The following is a 17,226-nucleotide window of genomic DNA, read 5'->3' as shown; positions in this document are numbered from 1 at the left end:
CCGATTACTGTGGGAGCGAGCTTGCTCGCGATGGCGCCGGTACAAACACCACAAGATTCCCAGGCGAAAAAAAACCCCGCATCTTTCGATGCGGGGCTTTTTCATTCAGCGCCTGATCAGGCAGCCGGTTCCAGCTCGGCGGCGACAGCGGCAGGCACTACCGCTTGACCGCTCAACGCCAGGTCCAGCAGTTCGCGGTTGGCCACTGCGTACATGGCGTAGTCGGTGCCGCTGGCGGCACGGATTTCCACCAGCATGACGCGCCAGCGCTCGATCATGCTCTCGTGCTGCGCCATCCACAGGGAAAGCCGTGTTTCCACGTCCTGGGTGCCGTCGCCCTGTTGCAGGACCGAGATGGTGATCGCACGTTGCTGCCAGTCCACATCATCCCGGAACGCTTCACGGGCCAGGGCCTGCCAGTTGTTTTCAACCGGCAGAGCGCTGATCTGTTGTATGTACCAGGTGATGTCCAGCGCACTGCCTACGGCGAAGTAGGCCTTGGCCACTTCGGCCGGATCCTGGCCAGTCACGTCGGAAGCCTCGATGATCGGCAGCAGGGTGTACAGGTGCGAAGTACCAGCCACCATGCGCGCCAGCAACTCCGGCACACCGGCTTCGACGTACGCCTGATAACGGGTCTGCCAGGTTTCGCGGATCTCGCCACTGAGCAGCTCGTCGAGTTTGAGACCCAACTCTTTCAGGTGCGGACCGAAGTGAGCGACGTCACGGGCAGCGTTCTGCTCGTTGCGACGGGCACGCAGGAACCAGCGCGTAGCGCGACGGCCCAGACGCATCAGCTCGTCCATCAGCTCCAGTTGCACGTCGGCGGAGACCTGGTAGTCCAGGGCTTCGATCTGACGGAACCAGTGCGGGAGATGGAAAATGTCGCGCACGATCACGTAGGCGCCGGCCACGTTCGCCGGGCTCATGCCGGTCGACTCTTTGAGTCGTTGAACGAAGGTGATGCCCATGTGGTTGACCAGATCGTTGGCGATCTGGGTGCTGACGATTTCGCGCTTCAGACGGTGACGACGCATGGCCGCGGAGAACTTGCTCACCAGGGTTGGCGGGAAAGCGGTTTCCATGTCACGGGTCAGGTAGTCGTCGTCCGGCACCAGGGAACCCAGCAGCTGCTCCTTGAGGTCGATCTTGCTGTACGAGATCAGCACCGACAGCTCGGCACGGGTCAGGCCATGGCCTGCCGCAATGCGCTCGTTGATTGCATCTTCGGCCGGCAGGAACTCGATGGCGCGATCCAGCTTGCCACGGCCTTCCAGGTCGTTCATCAGGCGCTTGTATTCGGCAATCCGCGGCAAGGCGCGACGGGCTGCCAGCGACAGGGCCTGAGTCTGCTTGTAGTTGTTGCCCAGCACCAGACCACCGACTTCGTCGGTCATGCTCGCCAGCAACTGGTTACGTTGCTTGTCGGTCATGTCGCCGGCCTGAACCACTTCGTTCAGCAGGATCTTGATGTTCACTTCGTGGTCGGAGCAGTCCACACCACCGGCGTTGTCGATGAAGTCGGTGTTGGAACCGCCACCATTGAGGCCGAACTCGACGCGACCCAGTTGGGTCATGCCCAGGTTACCGCCCTCGCCCACGACTTTGCAGCGCAGTTCGTTGCCGTTCACGCGCAGTGCATCGTTGGCCTTGTCGCCGACATCGGCGTGGGTTTCGCTGCTTGCCTTGACGTAAGTACCGATACCGCCGTTCCACAGCAGATCCACCGGTGCCTTGAGCAAGGCATTGAGCAGTTCGGTCGGGGTCAGCTTGTCGGCCGAGATGTCGAAGCGTTCCTGCATTTGCGGGGAAATCGCAATGCTCTTCGCGCTACGGGAGAAGATGCCGCCACCTTCGGACATCAGGCTGGTGTCGTAGTCCGACCAGGCCGAACGTGGCAGGTCGAACAGGCGCTGACGCTCGGCGAAGCTGCTGGCTGGTTCAGGGTTCGGGTCGATGAAGATGTGCAGGTGGTTGAACGCTGCGACCAGTTGCAGCTTGTCGGACATCAGCAAGCCGTTACCGAACACGTCACCGGCCATGTCGCCGACGCCCACCACAGTGATGTTGTCTTCCTGGACATTGATGCCGCGCTCGCGGAAGTGGCGTTGTACGCCGACCCACGCGCCCTTGGCGGTGATGCCCATCTTCTTGTGGTCGTAACCGGCCGAACCACCGGACGCAAACGCGTCACCCAGCCAGAAGCCGTAGTCGATGGCGATGCCGTTGGCGATGTCGGAGAAGGTCGCAGTGCCCTTGTCCGCCGCCACTACCAGGTACGGGTCATCGTGGTCATGACGCACGACGTTGGCCGGTGGCACCAGGGCGCCGTCTTTCAGGTTGTCGGTGATGTCCAGCAGGCCCGAAATGAAGATGCGGTAGCAGGCGATGCCCTCGGCCGCGATCTCGTCACGGCTGCCGCCCAGTGGCAGGCGACGCGGCAGGAAGCCGCCCTTCGCACCCACCGGCACGATCACCGAGTTCTTCACTTGCTGGGCTTTTACCAGGCCCAGGACTTCGGTACGGAAGTCTTCTTCACGGTCGGACCAGCGCAGGCCACCACGAGCCACGTTGCCGAAGCGCAGATGCACGCCTTCGACGCGCGGCGAGTAAACGAAGATTTCGAACTTCGGTACCGGCTTTGGCAGCTCGGGAATCAAGTGCGGGTTGAACTTGAAGCTGAAGTACGACTTGTTATGGCCGTTGGCATCGGTCTGGTAGAAGTTGGTGCGCAGGGTGGCCTTGATCAGGTCCAGGTAGCGACGCAGGATGCGGTCTTCGTTCAGTACCTGGACGTCGTCCAGGGCGCTGTGAATCGCGTGTTCCAGGCGTTGCTGCTTGTCGTCCAGATCGTCGCCGGTCAGCTTGCGCGCCAGGTAGAAACGGGTCTTGAACAACCGGGTCAACTCGCGAGCGATGTCCGTGTGGTTGTTCAGGGTGCTGGCGATGTAACCCAGGTCGAAGCCCAGACGAATCTGCTTCATGTAGCGGGCGTAGGCACGCAGCAGCGCCACGTCGCGCCATGGCAGGCCGGCGGTCAGTACCAGACGGTTGAACGCGTCGTTCTCGGCATCGCCACGCACGATGTGGACGAATGCATCCTGCAGCGTGTCGTTGAGCTGCTGGATGTCGAGTTCCAGGCCTTCGGCGGCGGTGAACGCGAAATCGTGAATCCAGAACTCGCGGCCACTGTTGTGGCGCAGGCGATACGGGAACTCACCCAGCACGCGCAGGCCGAGGTTTTCCAGGATCGGCAGGACGTCGGACAGCGCCAGCGGGGTATCGGCGTGATACAGCTTGCAGTGCAGCATACGCTGGCCGGAAACCTGGCCCAACGGCTGGTAGAAGCTCATCACCAGCGGATTTTTTTCGTTGAGGCTCAGCAGGTGCTGCATGTCGACCACAGCCGAGTGGGCTGCGAAGCGCTCGCGGTAACCGGCCGGGAAGCCTTTCGGGAAGTCGGCCAGCACGTTGGTGCCGTGGGCTTCACCGAAGCTTTCAATGGTCAGGGCGGCGTAGTCGTCCTGCCAGCTGCGGCAGGCCTGCACCACTTCTTTTTCCAGCAGCAGCGGGTCGATATCGAGGCGGTTTTTCGGATCGACGCGCAGGATCAGCTGCACACGAGCTAGCACGGACTCGGAGAAGAAGGTCCAGAACTCGCAATCGGTCGCTTTCAGGCGATCCATCAGCACTTGCTGGATCTTCTGGCGCACTTCGGTGGAGTAGATGTCGCGCGGCACGTAGGCCAGGCAGTAGCAGAAACGGCCGTACGGGTCTTTGCGCAGGAACACGCGAATCTTGTTGCGTTCCTGGATCTGCACGATCGACATCACGGTGCTGAACAGCTCGTCCACCGGGGTCTGGAACAGATCGTCGCGCGGTAGCACTTCGAGCACCTGCGCCAGTTCCTTGCCCAGGTGAGCCTTGGCCTGGAAGCCGGAACGGTGTTCGATTTCCTCGACCTTGCGGCGGATGTACGGGATCACCCGCACGCTCTCGCCATACACCGACGAGGTGTACAGGCCCATGAAACGGCATTCCTTGATGACCTTGCCGTTGGCGTCAACTTCACGGATCGACACGAAATCCGGGTACGCCGGACGGTGGACACGGCTTGGGTGCGAAGCCTTGGCGAACGACAGCAGGGTCGGTTCGCGCAGGTAGTTCACGGCGTAGTCTTCGATGCGCAAGTCATCGTAGGTCAGGCCGGCACGCAGCAGTTTGGTCAGGCCGAGGAAGGAGTCCTTGTCGTAGACGATATGGCCGCCATCGGCTTCATCGCTGACCACGAACTCCTCATAACCGAGGAAGGTGAAGTGGTTGCCCACCAGCCATTCCAGGAAGCTCTTGATTTCGTTCTTCTCGTCGCCATCGACGGCGAACTGGCTGTTGTCCAGCATGGTCAGGATTTCCTGGACCTTGGCCTTCATCGGCTCGAAATCGCCGACGGCCACGCGGACTTCACCGAGCACCTGCTCCAGCTCTTTGCTCAGTACATTGAGCTCGGCGGTGTTGGCGCAGCGGTCGATTTCCAGGTACATCAGCGATTCTTGCTGAATGTCGTCGCCCTGGGTGCCTTTAGGCAGGATTTCCAGCAACTCGCCCTTGCTGCCACGACGCACGCTCAGCACGGTGGTTTGCAGGGTATGGATGCTGTAGCCGCGGCGGTTCAGCTCGGTACGCACCGAGTCCACCAGGAATGGCAGGTCGTGGTGCAGCACTTCGACCGCGGTGTGGGTCGACTGCCAGCCGTGGCGTTCGTAATCGGGGTTGTAGACGCGCACTTGCGGCTGCGCGTGATCGAAGCGCTCAAGCATGCGCCACGCAGAAAGGGTGCAGCCAGCAAGGTCGGACAACCGACGCTGGGTCAGCTCGTCAAGAGAAATGATGCCGAAGAATTGTTCAGCGAACAGCGCCACTTGTGGCAGTGCCTGTTCACTGATGTGCTGCGCCAGTGCCGCTTGCAGTTGGTGCTGGAAGTCGGCTTTGCTGGCTGCGGTGAAGAACGCCATCTGTGGTACTCCGCTTGGGCTTGTTATTGATGGAAGCGTCGCGTGCAAAACCCCTGTTCGGGGCTACCCGTCACCCTGTTCCTGATTCTCGGGCAGAGGAAACAGGGTGACAGGTGGGTGAAGCTGGACGAGACACTCAGGTCACATTCACCTTCCGTGAATGGGCATCTGCAAAAACGACTGGGCCAGGTGCAGCGCAATGTCTTTACGGGTGCTCATCCGTTGCGCAGCTTAACCAGTGCGGCAAGGCCCATGCTTGCGGTGCTGCGACATATTCGGTCATCGGTACGCAGCTCAAGGCATGCGCATCGAACAACACTAGCAGCCACAGGCGATTTCGGGGGCTAACTGGACGGTTTTTGCGGGACATTCGTGCCAGAACGACCGGTCGGGACGCGCCCGCCCCGCTTCAACCAGAAATTGACAACATCCATGATCGCCGAACCGACCATGGACGCTATTGGGGCTCATTGAAGGAACCTCGACCGATTCAGTCGATCAAGTCTTCGATTGCTTGAAATTTACTGACTGTCGCGCAGTCGTAACACATCATTCGAACCGTGACTTTGTCCATGCTGGCGTCGACGTTGCGCGAATCACATTCGCGGCAGAACAGCTGCAGATGTCCGGCCAGGTCCGCCCCGCCAGTATCGCCGGAGAAAAACCGTGGCACCAGCTCGTCACGCCAGTAGCCCCCCGGCGATCTGGAAAAACCTGCGCCGCTGTCCTTGAGCACCACGTCATACAAGATTCGGTGCAAAGCCGACTGCGGCACTCGCGAATCGCGATAGGCGGTTTTGCGCCAGTTTCGCGCCAATGCATCCTGCGCCGTGCCCAACATGCTGCCCGGGATGGTGTTGCAAGCATGGGGGCGGCCCCTGGAGTTGCCGGTGGCATAAAAGTGTGCGGCATTCTTCACCGCCAACCGCGCAAAGTAGTAGATATGACTCACCGAGAAGTCCTGCAGGAGCTGGTCGACAACTTTTTTCGCACGCCCTTGGGCACTGAATACAAAGCTCACTTCACTGGCCAATACCTGGATGTACTGAATCGACTCGTCCCGCGCCAGGCTAAACATCAAGGCGGACAGCTCGCTTTTCCAGGCGGGCTGAACAGTCTCGGACAACTCTTGATACAAAGCTCGATACAGCGCGTCGCGAGTGCTTCGTACATCGGGTTCCAACGCGACATTGGGTATCCAGCGCACGGAGGAAAAGTCATTGATCCGGTAATCGGACGCTCGATCGAAAGCCTTGATATCGCCATCCAGATCGACGTCCAATGCACCGGTCTCGTGCAAATCCCAAACCAGCGCTTCACTGGCCTCGTCAGTAGGCGCCAGGTGTTCGCTGCGGGATCCGGCGATAAGCGAGGCAATGCGCTCGGCACCGCCTACCTGGCCGTCGTCCAGCAAGGCCAGCAGTGCCAGTTTCTGGACGAAGCCCAGCGAGGCATAAGGCACCGCCGGACGTGGCGTGGCGTAGCGTTTCTCCAGCTCGAGACGATCGCGCCGCGCTTGTGCGGCAATTTCCTCCTGGCGCAGCTTGTAGCACTCGTTGCAAGTACAGAGTTTGCGTCGCCAGTGGCCGGGTTCAAAGTGATAGTGCTCGCAACGTACACACTTGAAGTGGTTGCGCAGTGAGACAGGCGTGCACTTGGCGTGCCGACGCACCCACATGGGCAGGTCGCAGTAGGGACAGGTCAGGTCCTTGCTGATAATCGGGGGCAAAACCTTCAACAAACTGCGGACTTCAGGCGCAATGTTGAACTCGATTTTCAGATCGGCACTTTTTTCACCATTCAGATAGCGCTGGTACAGTTGCTCGATCTGCTCCTCGGACAGGTGCTTGATCTCATCCGCCCATTCGAAATACTGACTCATCGAAAGAGGTCCTTTTTTCATGATTGACTGCGCAATCCTTTGCGTCTGGGCGATCACGCTAAGGGATTGAATTGCGCCAATACAAGTAAAAAACCTGCGGACGGGCGTTTTTTTCACCGCTCGCAAACTTCCTGCAACAGGACCTGAAATTTCCTAGGGCAAGTTAGGAATAGTCCGAGAGAAACACCTCTCACAATTCAAAAAATCGAATTTTTAACGTTTTTCCATTCATCAAACTGATAATAAAAATCGGTTTCTTCCCACAGATCCCGCACCATAAGGCACAGAAATTTTCTGTGGGCTGGGAGAATTGCTTTTTTGTTACGTGGCCCGCTGCGCGGTGTTTTTCACCAAGGCTCGGAGGCGGACTTTCGTGTAACCAAACTGCACTTGATCGCTCGGAATCTGATTCCTCACATTGTTGGGATGACAGGGATAATCCGCGAATAAATAGCTTGTCCCTGATACAACCCATTGCTGAGTGTTGTTATCCACCCCCAACAAGCCAGCGAAATGTCCTACATTTTTTTATGAAAATACCTACTCAATTTTTGATCGCTTTTTTAAAGCGTTTCGAGACATTATTTCTTTCAAGTTTTTTCATTTCCTCGAGTGTCCACGATGCCGACGAAAACATTTAGCTTTCGTCTTCCAGAACTATCCAGAGCAGACCGTAACGCTTGGCGATTCAGTCGATCTGCACATCACGGAGATGACCAATGGAGCTGCGGGCGTGTCCCATTATCCGCTCGGGCTGACTGTCTTGCCCGACAAGTGCATGAGGTTACTGATCGGGTATCACAGCAAACTGTTCGAACCCATACAAATCGAGAGGATCAAGACCTCATTAATCGGAATTCTTGAGGCTATTGCCACAGACGTAAGCCAACGTGTCTCTACCAGAGGAATGGTTTCATGAAATCACTGCTAGAGACCATCGACGAGTTCCCCTTGTCGGTCAAGATCTTGCTCACTCTCTCACTGGCACGGTCCGTGAGCTTTTTTGCACTGCTGCCGTTCCTGCCGATTTATCTTCATGAGGTGCTTGGATTCGACATAGAGCAAATTGGCTATGTGCTCGGACTCTGCTTATTGGTCGGCACGATTTCCAGCGTTTATGGTGGCTATCTCGCGGATAAGATCGACAAGGTTAAACTCTTGATCGCATTGGACCTGGGTCTGTTGTTGCTGTATCTGGTACTCCCGCCAACTCAGAATACGATTGTATTTCTTGTCTTGCTCGTTCTCCTCAACACGGCCTCGGCCACGATCACCGTAGTAGGGAACGCTTTACTGTCGGAGCAACTGCCCCAAGAGATTCGCGCCAAGGCCTACTCCTTGCGTTACGCGCTCCAAAACATTGGTGCTGCGATTGGACCCTTTTTGGGCGCTTGGGCGGTACGCTACGTATTCAATGCACCCTTTTGGATAGCGGCAGCTTTCACCCTGCTGATTCTGCTACTCCTTCTGTTCTTTCGTAGCGCCTTCACTCCCGTCACGGCCGCACCCCCCGCCGATGCCGAACGAATGAAGTTCGCAGGAACCCTTGCAGTGTTACGGGGGGACCAACGCCTTTTATTATTCACCCTTGGCGGCATTTTCAGCATGGCCGTCTACGGACCATTGCTGACCTACCTGTCGCAATATCTCATCGTGGTGGAAACGGCCAGTGTCGCTTACGAAACGGTGGCCTACCTCTCCGCCGCGAACGCCGTCGTCGTCATATCATTGCAGTATCTATTTGGCAGCTGGATCAAGGAGGAGAAACTCCTGGCTTGGGTGTCGCTAGGATCGGCAGCCTTCGTAGTAGGACTGATCGGCCTTTCCCTATCGCAGGAACTTTGGATTTGGGTGTTCGCAATTATTATCTTCACTATCGGAGAGATTATCATCGTCCCAGCCGAATATATGTTTATCGACAAGATTGCCCCTAACCACTTGCGCGGGATCTACTTTGGCATGCAAAACCTCGTTTATATGGGAGTCGCCATTGGACCAATTGTGTGCGGAATAGCATTGAAGTACGCAATGCCCGGTGCAATGTTCTACGCCTTGATCAGCATGACGTTAATTGGTTTGTTGTTCTATTACGTTGGTTGCCGACGGGCCGAGAGCGGAGGAGAAAACCATGTTCGTGTGGGATGAACAGAAGAACGAGAGTAACCGAACAAAACATGGCGTGACTTTCGAGACCGCCGCCCGAGTGATCGACGACCCGCTGAATATCACATCACTCGTCTCCTGCGAGAAAGGTGAGCCTCGCTGGCAAACCCTCGGCACGGTCGACGGTGCAATAGCACTACTCGTCGTACACGTGATCGAAGACAATCCCGACGGGATGGAGGTTTTCCGCATCATCTCTGCGCGACACATAACGAATTCTGAGCGACGGCAGTTTGAATCACTCTACAGCCAGCGCCAGACACAAGTACTTGGGCATGCAGCGAGCCCAAATGATCGGGGTTGGTTCGGGCCACGAGGATATCGCGCGCGTCGCAACGGCAACCAAGGTTAAACGTCCATATTCTATACTTAACAGGTTGGGCTCGTGTTCAGTTTGCCCCCATGAAAAATGGAGTAAAGGCAATCCACTACGCATAACTATCTTCCACACAAACCAGCAGAAAATCCTTCGGGCTGGCAGAATTGAACTTTGTTTGCCTTCACAGCGATTCCAGAACAAGGACCCCTCCCATGCAAATGACCACCGCCCTCTTGATCGTCAACCCTTGCGACGACGAAGAAGACAACATGGCCATGCTCTGCTGCCACAGCGACCAGGGCGAAATGTTCCTGATGAGCCGCTACCCGGATGAAGACGAGCTGGAAATCACCCTCGACGGCGAACCTTCGACCCTGGATGGCGTGAAAATCACCCTCAGCCCTTCCCTGCTGAAGATTGAAATTGCTGCTGCGGATGCTGATGCGTTGAATGGGGATGATGTGCTGGAGATTACCTTTGATGCCGACATGGTGGATCTGGCTGAAGTGGAAGAGACTTTGCAGAACATTCTTAAAGGTACCGGGACTTACATCAGCGAGCTCTGATAGCGCCTGGGCTGGCCTCATCGCGAGCAGGCTCGCTCCCACAGGGGATCTCCAGCGGACGCGAAACTTGCATCCGGCACTGTCCCAATGTGGGAGCGAGCCTGCTCGCGAAAGCAACCGAAAGAACACCACCTCTCTCCCGCCCCATAAAATTCAAACAACTTTGCCAACCAATTCCCGCACTTTGCGCAAAATGCCGTTAGTCGCCGCCCCCCGCGATGGATTAAAGTAACGCCCCCAGCCCTGGCGTACTTCGAACGTCCTCGGCCACCCTTTTGCAGGAACAGTCATCGATGGAACATCGTGAAGCGCTATTAGCGCTGCGAACCTTTCTTTCAACGCAGATTCTCGGCCAGGAAAAACTCATCGAGCGCTTGCTCATCGCCCTGCTCGCCGACGGCCACATGCTGGTCGAAGGCGCTCCTGGCCTGGCCAAGACCAAGGCCATCAAAGAACTCGCCGAAGGCATCGAAGCCCAGTTCCATCGCATCCAGTTCACCCCTGACCTGTTGCCGGCCGACATTACCGGTACGGAAATCTACCGCCCGGAAACCGGCAGTTTCGTGTTCCAGCAAGGCCCGATCTTCCACAACCTGGTATTGGCGGACGAAATCAACCGCGCCCCGGCCAAGGTCCAGTCGGCGCTGCTCGAAGCCATGGGCGAGCGGCAAGTCAGTGTCGGGCGCAGCACCTATGAGCTGTCGCCGCTGTTCCTGGTGATGGCCACGCAAAACCCCATCGAGCAGGAAGGTACCTATCCGCTGCCAGAAGCCCAACTTGACCGGTTCCTGATGCACGTGAAAATCGGCTTTCCCGATGCCACTGTCGAGCGCCGGATTCTGCAGCAAGCCCGTGGAGAAGCCCTGAACGGCGAAGCGAAGCCTGAGCGTCGGGTCACTCAACAGACGATTTTTGTCGCACGCAAGGAAATCCTCGGCTTGTACATGGCCGACGCCGTGGAGGAATACCTGGTGCAACTGGTCATGGCCACCCGCACCCCGGCCAAGTTCGATCCGGAGATGGCCGAGTGGATCGCCTACGGCGCCAGCCCGCGCGGTTCGATTGCCCTGGACCGCTGCGCCCGCGCCCACGCCTGGCTGGCCGGACGTGATTTCGTCAGCCCGGAAGACATCCAGGCCGTGCTGTTCGACGTGCTGCGCCATCGCATCATTCTGTCCTTTGAAGCCGAAGCCGCTGGCATCGATCAGGACCGGGTGGTCCAGCGGATTCTCGACGTCGTAGCCGTCGCTTGACCCTGATGAACGCCAGCCTGCCGCCCGAGCCGGGCATCCGTGTCAGCCTCGCCGACCTGATCGAAATGCGTCATCGCGTGCGCGAAGTACAGCTGTTTTCCACGCCGAGCCAACGCAGTCCGCTGATCGGCCTGCACCATTCCAAATTGCGCGGCCGTGGCGTCGACTTCGATCAGGTGCGGGTCTATCAGGCCGGCGACGATGTGCGCACCATTGACTGGCGCGTGACTGCGCGCACCCAGGAGCCTCACACCAAGCTGTTCCACGAAGAACGTGAGCGGCCGATTTTCATCATGGTCGAACAAAGCCGCCGGCTGTTTTTCGGCTCGGGCCTGATGTTCAAGTCGGTGCTCGCCGCCCAGGCCGCGAGCCTGATCGGTTGGGCTGCCCTGGGGCACAACGACCGGGTCGGCGGCCTGGTGTATGGCGACAATGTGCACTACGAAATCAAGCCTCGGCGCAGCAAGCAAAGCCTGCTGCAGTTGCTCAACCGGCTGGTGCGGGTCAATCAGTCGCTGACCACCGAAGGCGAGCCGGACCGCGACGCCTTTGGCATTGCCTTGCGCCGAGCGCGGGAGGTGTCACGTCCGGGCAGCCTTGTGATTGTGATTTGCGATGAACGCGCGCTATCGGAAAGCGCCGAGCAACAGCTGAGCCTGTTATCGCGTCATTGCGACCTGCTGCTGCTGCCGGTGTCCGATCCGCTGGATCATGCCCTGCCCGCCGCTGGCCTTTTACGTTTCGCCGAGCGTGGCGCGCAATTGGAACTCGATACGCTGAATTTCGATCTGCGCCAGACTTACCGGGCCCAGGCCGAAGCACGCATCGCCCGCTGGGAGCTGCTCGCGCAGAAACTGCGGGTCTTGCTGATGCCCCTGAGTACCCAGAGCGAGATGGTCGAGCAATTACGCGAATACCTGAACCCACAGAAACCGGGGAAAGGTCGATGAGCAGCCTTGATCAACTGCAACCACTGATATCCCCGCCACCGGTGGAATTCTGGCCTCCGGCACCGGGTTGGTGGTTGCTGCTTCTATTGGTGCCACTGATCGGTTTGGGCCTGTGGCAGCTGCGTCGCTTTATTCCGGACAAGCGCCCCGTGGTACGTGCTGAACAGCCGCTTGACCCGGTGCGCCTGGCCGCCCTGGCGGAGCTGGCCTTGATGCCCAAACCCTACGACGGTGCGCCAGCCGGAGCCTGGCTGCAGCAACTCAACGGCTTGCTCAAGCGCCTGTGCCGCAACCACTACCCCTACAGTCAGAGCCATACCCTCAACGGCCGCAAATGGCTGGCGTTCCTCGACAACCGCTGCCCGGCCGCCGGCCTGACCCGCTGGATGGTGCTTGTGGAAGGCGCCTACAAACCCGAATGCAAACTCGACGACAAGGCCATCGCCGGCCTGACCCAGGCCGTCGACACATGGATTCGCAAGCATGTTTGAGTTCGCCTGGCCGTGGATTTTTGCCCTGTTGCCGCTGCCGTGGCTGATGCGCATCGTATTGCCGGTGGCCGACAGTGGCGAACCGGCGCTCAAGGTCAGCTTCCTCAGCGACCTGGAAGGCCTCGCCGGGCGTCGCGCCCGGGCCAACCTGCCTGCATGGCGCCAGCAGGCACCGTTCATACTGCTGTGGATGTTGCTGCTGGTCGCGGCGGCGCGCCCGCAGTGGCTCGGCGAACCCTTGCCGATTGCCGCCAGTGGCCGCGATCTGCTGGTGGCAGTGGACGTTTCCGGTTCCATGGACTTCCCTGACATGCAGTGGCAGGACGAAGATGTGAGCCGACTGGCGCTGGTCCAGCACCTGCTCGGTGATTTCCTCGAAAGCCGCGAAGGTGACCGGGTCGGCCTGATCCTGTTCGGTAGCCAGGCCTACCTGCAGGCACCGCTGACCTTCGACCGCCACACCGTACGCGTCTGGCTCGATGAGGCACGCATCGGCATTGCCGGCAAAAACACCGCCATCGGCGATGCCATCGGCCTGGCCCTCAAGCGCCTGCGCTCGCGCCCGGCAACAAGCCGCGTGCTGGTTCTGGTCACCGACGGCGCCAACAATGGCGGTGAAATCGACCCGCTCACCGCTGCGCGGCTGGCGGCCAAAGAAGGCGTGAAAATCTACCCGATCGGCATCGGCGCCGATCCGGAGCAAAGTGGCACGGTCGGCTTTCTCGGCGTCAATCCGAGCCTGGACCTTGACGAGCCTTCCCTCAAGGCAATCGCCGAGGTCACGGGTGGCCAGTACTTCCGTGCTCGCGACGGCAAGGAACTGCAGGCGATCAAGAAAACCCTCGATCAACTGGAGCCCGTGGCCCAGCAACCGACCCAGGCCCGCCCGGCCCAAGCCTTGTATCACTGGCCACTGGCCCTGGCGCTGTGGTTGAGCATGCTGCTGGTGGCCCCCGTACTCTGGCCGGACAACCCGTTGCAACGCCTGTTTACCAAGGATCTGTATTTGCAAACGCAATTGCTGCCCGACTGGCGCCAGCGTCTTAAACGCCTGCGCCTGCGGAGGCGCCGATGAGTGCGCTGTGGCCCTACTGGTTCCGGCCTTGGTGGCTACTGTTGCTGCCGCTGCTTGGCTGGTTGCTCTGGCAACTCTGGCACCGCAAGAAGCGCGCCGGGCGCTGGCAGATGATCCTGCCAGCGGCCTTTCACGCAGCACTGCTCAGCGGTGGCAGTGGTCGCGACAGTAAATTGCCCTGGATCGCCCTCGGTCTCGCCTGGCTATTGACCGTGCTCGCCCTGTTGGGTCCGGGTTGGCAACGTGTCGAGCAGACCAGTCAAAAGCCCGCCGATCCGCTGGTGGTGATTCTCGAGCTGACCCCGGAAATGCTCGCCACCGACGTCACGCCCAACCGACTCGAACAGGCACGACGCAAGCTGCTTGACCTGCTGCAGATCCGCAGCGACGCGCAAACCGCCATCGTCGTCTACGCCGGCAGTGCCCACACACTGGTACCGCTGTCAGATGATCTTGCCACCAGCCGCAACCTGTTGGATGTGCTGAAGCCGTCGTTGATGCCAGAGGCCGGTCATCGCGCCGATCTGGCGGTGCTCAAGGCCCTGGCGCTGCTCGATCAGGCTGCTTTGGGCGACGGACGGATCCTGCTGATCGGTTCGTCCCTGACCGACCAGGAGCGACTGGGCATCCGTCGCGCGCTGAGCGGCAAATCGACTCAATTCCTGATGCTCGGCATTGGCACCGCCGAAGGCTCGCCGATCACCCAGGAAGACGGCAGCTTCCTCAAGGATGAACAAGGCGCCATTCTCGTGCCGCGCCTCGACGAGCCTGGCTTGAAAAGTTTTGCCAACGACCTGGATGGCCGCTATCGCCAGGCGCGCCTGGACGATAGCGACCTGCACGCCCTTGGCCTGCTCGACGGCCCACGCAACTTGCGCAACGACGGTCAGACCTTGCGCCTGGACACCTGGGCCGATCAGGGTTACTGGCTGCTGCTGCCACTGTTGCTGCTCGCGGCCTGCGCGGGACGTCGCGGTTGGCTGCTGTGCCTGCCGCTGCTATTGGCGCTGCCTCAACCGAGCTACGCCTTCGACCTTGCAGACCTTTGGCTTCGCCCTGATCAACAAGGCCTGCATTTACTCAAGCAGAAGCGCCCTGCCGAAGCCTCCCGACGCTTCGAAAACCATCAGTGGCAAGGCGTCGCGCTCTATGAGGCCGGCGACTACGCAGGCGCCGCCCAGCGGTTTGCCGAAGGCGACGATGCCCACGCCCACTACAATCGAGGCAATGCCCTGGCCAAAAGCGGTGAACTGGAGGCAGCCCTGGACGCTTACGAACAGGCACTGGAACGTCAACCGGATTTGCGTCCGGCACTGACCAACAAGGCGCTGGTCGAACGCCTGCTCAAGGAGAAAAACACGCCACCCGCTCCGGAGCCAGATGCAACCAGCAACGCCCGGCCCGAAACCGAATCGGCGGAGCCACCGCCCGGTGCCGCCGCCCAACCCTCGAGCAGCGGCGAACCGAAAACCGAGGGGCAACCGCCCCGCCCGGGTGAGGAACAATCGCCCACCAGACCGCCGAAACCGGGGACCAACGAGGTACCGGGCAGCGAACTGGGTGACGAACAACACACCACACCACCCTTGCGCCCGGCCACCGACAGCATCGAAGGTGAACAGCGCCAGGCACTGGAGCAGTGGCTGCGGCAGATCCCGGATGACCCCGGTGAACTGCTCAGACGCAAATTCTGGTACGAACAGCAACAACATCAGGATCAGGAAGAAACTCGATGACCCGCTTCACCGTTTTATTGCTCGCGCTGCTGCATGGCCTGTTGTTCTGCACCGTTCAGGCACAGGCAGCAGAACTGGTCGCCAGTGTTGATCGCAGTCGCCTGAGCTCGGGCGAGACGGTCGAACTGACCCTGGAATCCAGCGATGTCACTCAATTCGGCAAACCTGACCTGGCAGCGCTGGAGCCGTTGTTCGAAGTGCGCGGCACACGCCAGGTCAACCAACTGAACACCCTGAGCGGTGAAAACCAGGCCACCACCCGCTGGATCGTCACCCTCCTGCCCCGGCAAAACGGCAGTGTGGTGATTCCGTCACTGCAACTGGGCGAACTGCAGAGCCAGCCGATCACCCTGCAAGTGGTCGAGAGTGAAACACCGGACAACCCGGACAAGCGCGCCGTGGTGTTCATTGATGCCAACCTCGATCAAACCAGCGTCTACGTACAGGCCCAGGCTGTCCTGACCCTGCGCATCTACCATTCGGTGTCGCTGTACGACGACAGCAGCCTGCCACCCTTGCAGGTACCTGACGCACGCATCGAACAATTGGGCGAATCACGCACCTACGAAAAGGACATCGACGGCTTGCGCCACGGCGTGATCGAAATGCGCTACGCGATCTACCCGCAACACAGTGGCGAACTGATCATTCCGGCACAGGTCTTCAACGCCGCGCTGGTCGACCCACAACCGGTACAGGACACAGCCCAGGGGCCCAAAGCCGGCAAGCTGATGCGCGTCACCTCGACCGAACTGCTGTTGACGGTCAAGGCCAAGCCCATCACTTATCCGGCCGATGCCCCCTGGCTGCCTGCCCGAAGCCTGACCCTGAGCGAAAGCTGGAACCCGGAGCCGGATCACACTCAGGTCGGCGATTCGCTGACCCGCAGCCTGACGGTGAAGGCCGAAGGTTTGTCCAGCACCCAACTGCCACCGCTGCCCGGCACCGATGTCGGTGGCCTGCGCCGCTACCCGGATCAACCGGTGCTCGGCAACCAAATCAGCGAACGTGGCCTGGTCGGCAGCCGTGAAGACCGCGAGGCCCTGGTGCCGACGCGGACCGGCGCCATCGAGTTGCCCACCGTCGACGTGGTCTGGTGGAACACCTTCGAAGACCATCTGGAACACAGCAGCCTGCCTGCCCGCACGCTGCACGTGGCGGCCAACCCGAGCCTGGTGGTCGACACCCCGTCCGGCACCTCACCGACCGATGCCAGCGCCGACAGCGAAGCACTGTGGCGCTGGAAACTCAGCACCTTGATCCTGGCCTGCACCACCCTGCTCGGCTTCGGCCTCTGGTGGCGTGGCCGCTGGCAACCGGCGGTGGCGCGTGCCGCTCAAACCGGCCCGAGCCCGCGCACCGTGCTCGACGACCTCAAGCGCGCCTGCCAGGCCAACGATTCCCACGCCACCCGCCAGGCCCTCGACGCCTGGGCCCGCCAACAACCGGAAACCCTGGCCGACATGGCCGCCCGCTTCGTGCCACTGTCCAACGCCCTCGACGGCCTGAACGGCGCGCTGTACAGCGAAACCGGCCAGTACTGGCAAGGTGACGAGTTGTGGCGGGCGATCAAGGCGATCCCGATTGCCGAACGGGTGCAGGACCCGGTCGGTGACAGTGGGTTGCCGCCGCTTTACCCCAAGTAAACACCAACCTAGAAGCAAAGATGCATTTGTGGTGAAGGGCTTGCCTGTGGCGAGGGGGCTTGCCCCCTCGCCACAGGCAATCTCCCTCGCCACAGAGCATTCCATTGCGCGACCGGGCATTTAAACCAGTAAA

12 protein-coding genes are annotated in these 17,226 nt (G+C 59.9%); 10 read left to right on the top strand and 2 right to left on the bottom strand.

Annotated elements, in window-relative coordinates:
- Positions 1 to 116: 116 nt before the first annotated feature.
- Together AC3IT9_RS13240 and AC3IT9_RS13235 are read right to left on the bottom strand one after the other, a co-directional pair.
- Positions 117 to 5,012 (bottom strand): NAD-glutamate dehydrogenase, encoded by a 4,896-nt coding sequence (locus AC3IT9_RS13240; protein ID WP_150756439.1) that lies wholly within the window; start codon positions 5,010 to 5,012, stop codon positions 117 to 119.
- Between the two features lie 490 nt (positions 5,013 to 5,502).
- The gene (locus AC3IT9_RS13235; protein ID WP_489273334.1) at positions 5,503 to 6,894 is read right to left on the bottom strand and encodes a hypothetical protein; all 1,392 of its coding nucleotides are present in this window, start codon (positions 6,892 to 6,894) and stop codon (positions 5,503 to 5,505) included.
- 481 nt (positions 6,895 to 7,375) lie between these two features.
- Between AC3IT9_RS13235 and AC3IT9_RS13230 the strand changes: the two genes are divergently transcribed.
- The 10 genes from AC3IT9_RS13230 to AC3IT9_RS13185 all read left to right on the top strand — a co-directional run bounded on the left by AC3IT9_RS13230 (position 7,376) and on the right by AC3IT9_RS13185 (position 17,093).
- Positions 7,376 to 7,813 carry a condensation domain-containing protein gene (locus AC3IT9_RS13230; protein ID WP_489273333.1) on the top strand — a complete coding sequence of 146 codons (438 nt, stop codon included), beginning with the start codon at positions 7,376 to 7,378 and terminating at the stop codon, positions 7,811 to 7,813.
- Positions 7,810 to 9,039, top strand: a complete 1,230-nt coding sequence (locus tag AC3IT9_RS13225) for an MFS transporter (protein ID WP_489273332.1) — start codon at positions 7,810 to 7,812, stop codon at positions 9,037 to 9,039. The genes AC3IT9_RS13230 and AC3IT9_RS13225 overlap by 4 nt, the downstream gene beginning before the upstream one ends.
- A complete protein-coding gene (locus tag AC3IT9_RS13220) occupies positions 9,023 to 9,409 on the top strand; it encodes a BrnT family toxin (protein WP_489273331.1) in 387 nt (128 codons plus the stop codon). Before AC3IT9_RS13225 ends, AC3IT9_RS13220 begins: the two co-directional genes overlap by 17 nt.
- 179 nt (positions 9,410 to 9,588) lie before the next feature.
- Positions 9,589 to 9,942: a hypothetical protein gene (locus tag AC3IT9_RS13215; RefSeq protein ID WP_489273330.1), complete on the top strand. Its 354-nt coding sequence runs from the start codon at positions 9,589 to 9,591 to the stop codon at positions 9,940 to 9,942.
- A gap of 293 nt (positions 9,943 to 10,235) precedes the next feature.
- Positions 10,236 to 11,195: an AAA family ATPase gene (locus tag AC3IT9_RS13210; RefSeq protein WP_057715002.1), complete on the top strand. Its 960-nt coding sequence runs from the start codon at positions 10,236 to 10,238 to the stop codon at positions 11,193 to 11,195.
- Between the two features lie 5 nt (positions 11,196 to 11,200).
- A complete protein-coding gene (locus AC3IT9_RS13205; RefSeq protein WP_150724321.1) occupies positions 11,201 to 12,145 on the top strand; it encodes a DUF58 domain-containing protein in 945 nt (314 codons plus the stop codon).
- Positions 12,142 to 12,636, top strand: a complete 495-nt coding sequence (locus AC3IT9_RS13200) for a DUF4381 domain-containing protein (protein WP_150724050.1) — start codon at positions 12,142 to 12,144, stop codon at positions 12,634 to 12,636. Before AC3IT9_RS13205 ends, AC3IT9_RS13200 begins: the two co-directional genes overlap by 4 nt.
- Entirely contained in the window at positions 12,629 to 13,711 is a 1,083-nt protein-coding gene (locus AC3IT9_RS13195) for a vWA domain-containing protein (RefSeq protein ID WP_150756440.1), read from the top strand. Before AC3IT9_RS13200 ends, AC3IT9_RS13195 begins: the two co-directional genes overlap by 8 nt.
- The gene (locus AC3IT9_RS13190) at positions 13,708 to 15,447 is read left to right on the top strand and encodes a vWA domain-containing protein (protein ID WP_489273329.1); all 1,740 of its coding nucleotides are present in this window, start codon (positions 13,708 to 13,710) and stop codon (positions 15,445 to 15,447) included. Before AC3IT9_RS13195 ends, AC3IT9_RS13190 begins: the two co-directional genes overlap by 4 nt.
- A complete protein-coding gene (locus tag AC3IT9_RS13185; protein ID WP_489273328.1) occupies positions 15,444 to 17,093 on the top strand; it encodes a BatD family protein in 1,650 nt (549 codons plus the stop codon). The genes AC3IT9_RS13190 and AC3IT9_RS13185 overlap by 4 nt, the downstream gene beginning before the upstream one ends.
- The last annotated feature ends 133 nt before the right edge of the window (positions 17,094 to 17,226 follow it).

The sequence above is a fragment of the Pseudomonas sp. KH_046_1 genome, from assembly GCF_057839025.1.
Note: the sequence above shows the minus strand (reverse complement) of the source record. Positions and strands in the feature narration are given on the sequence as shown.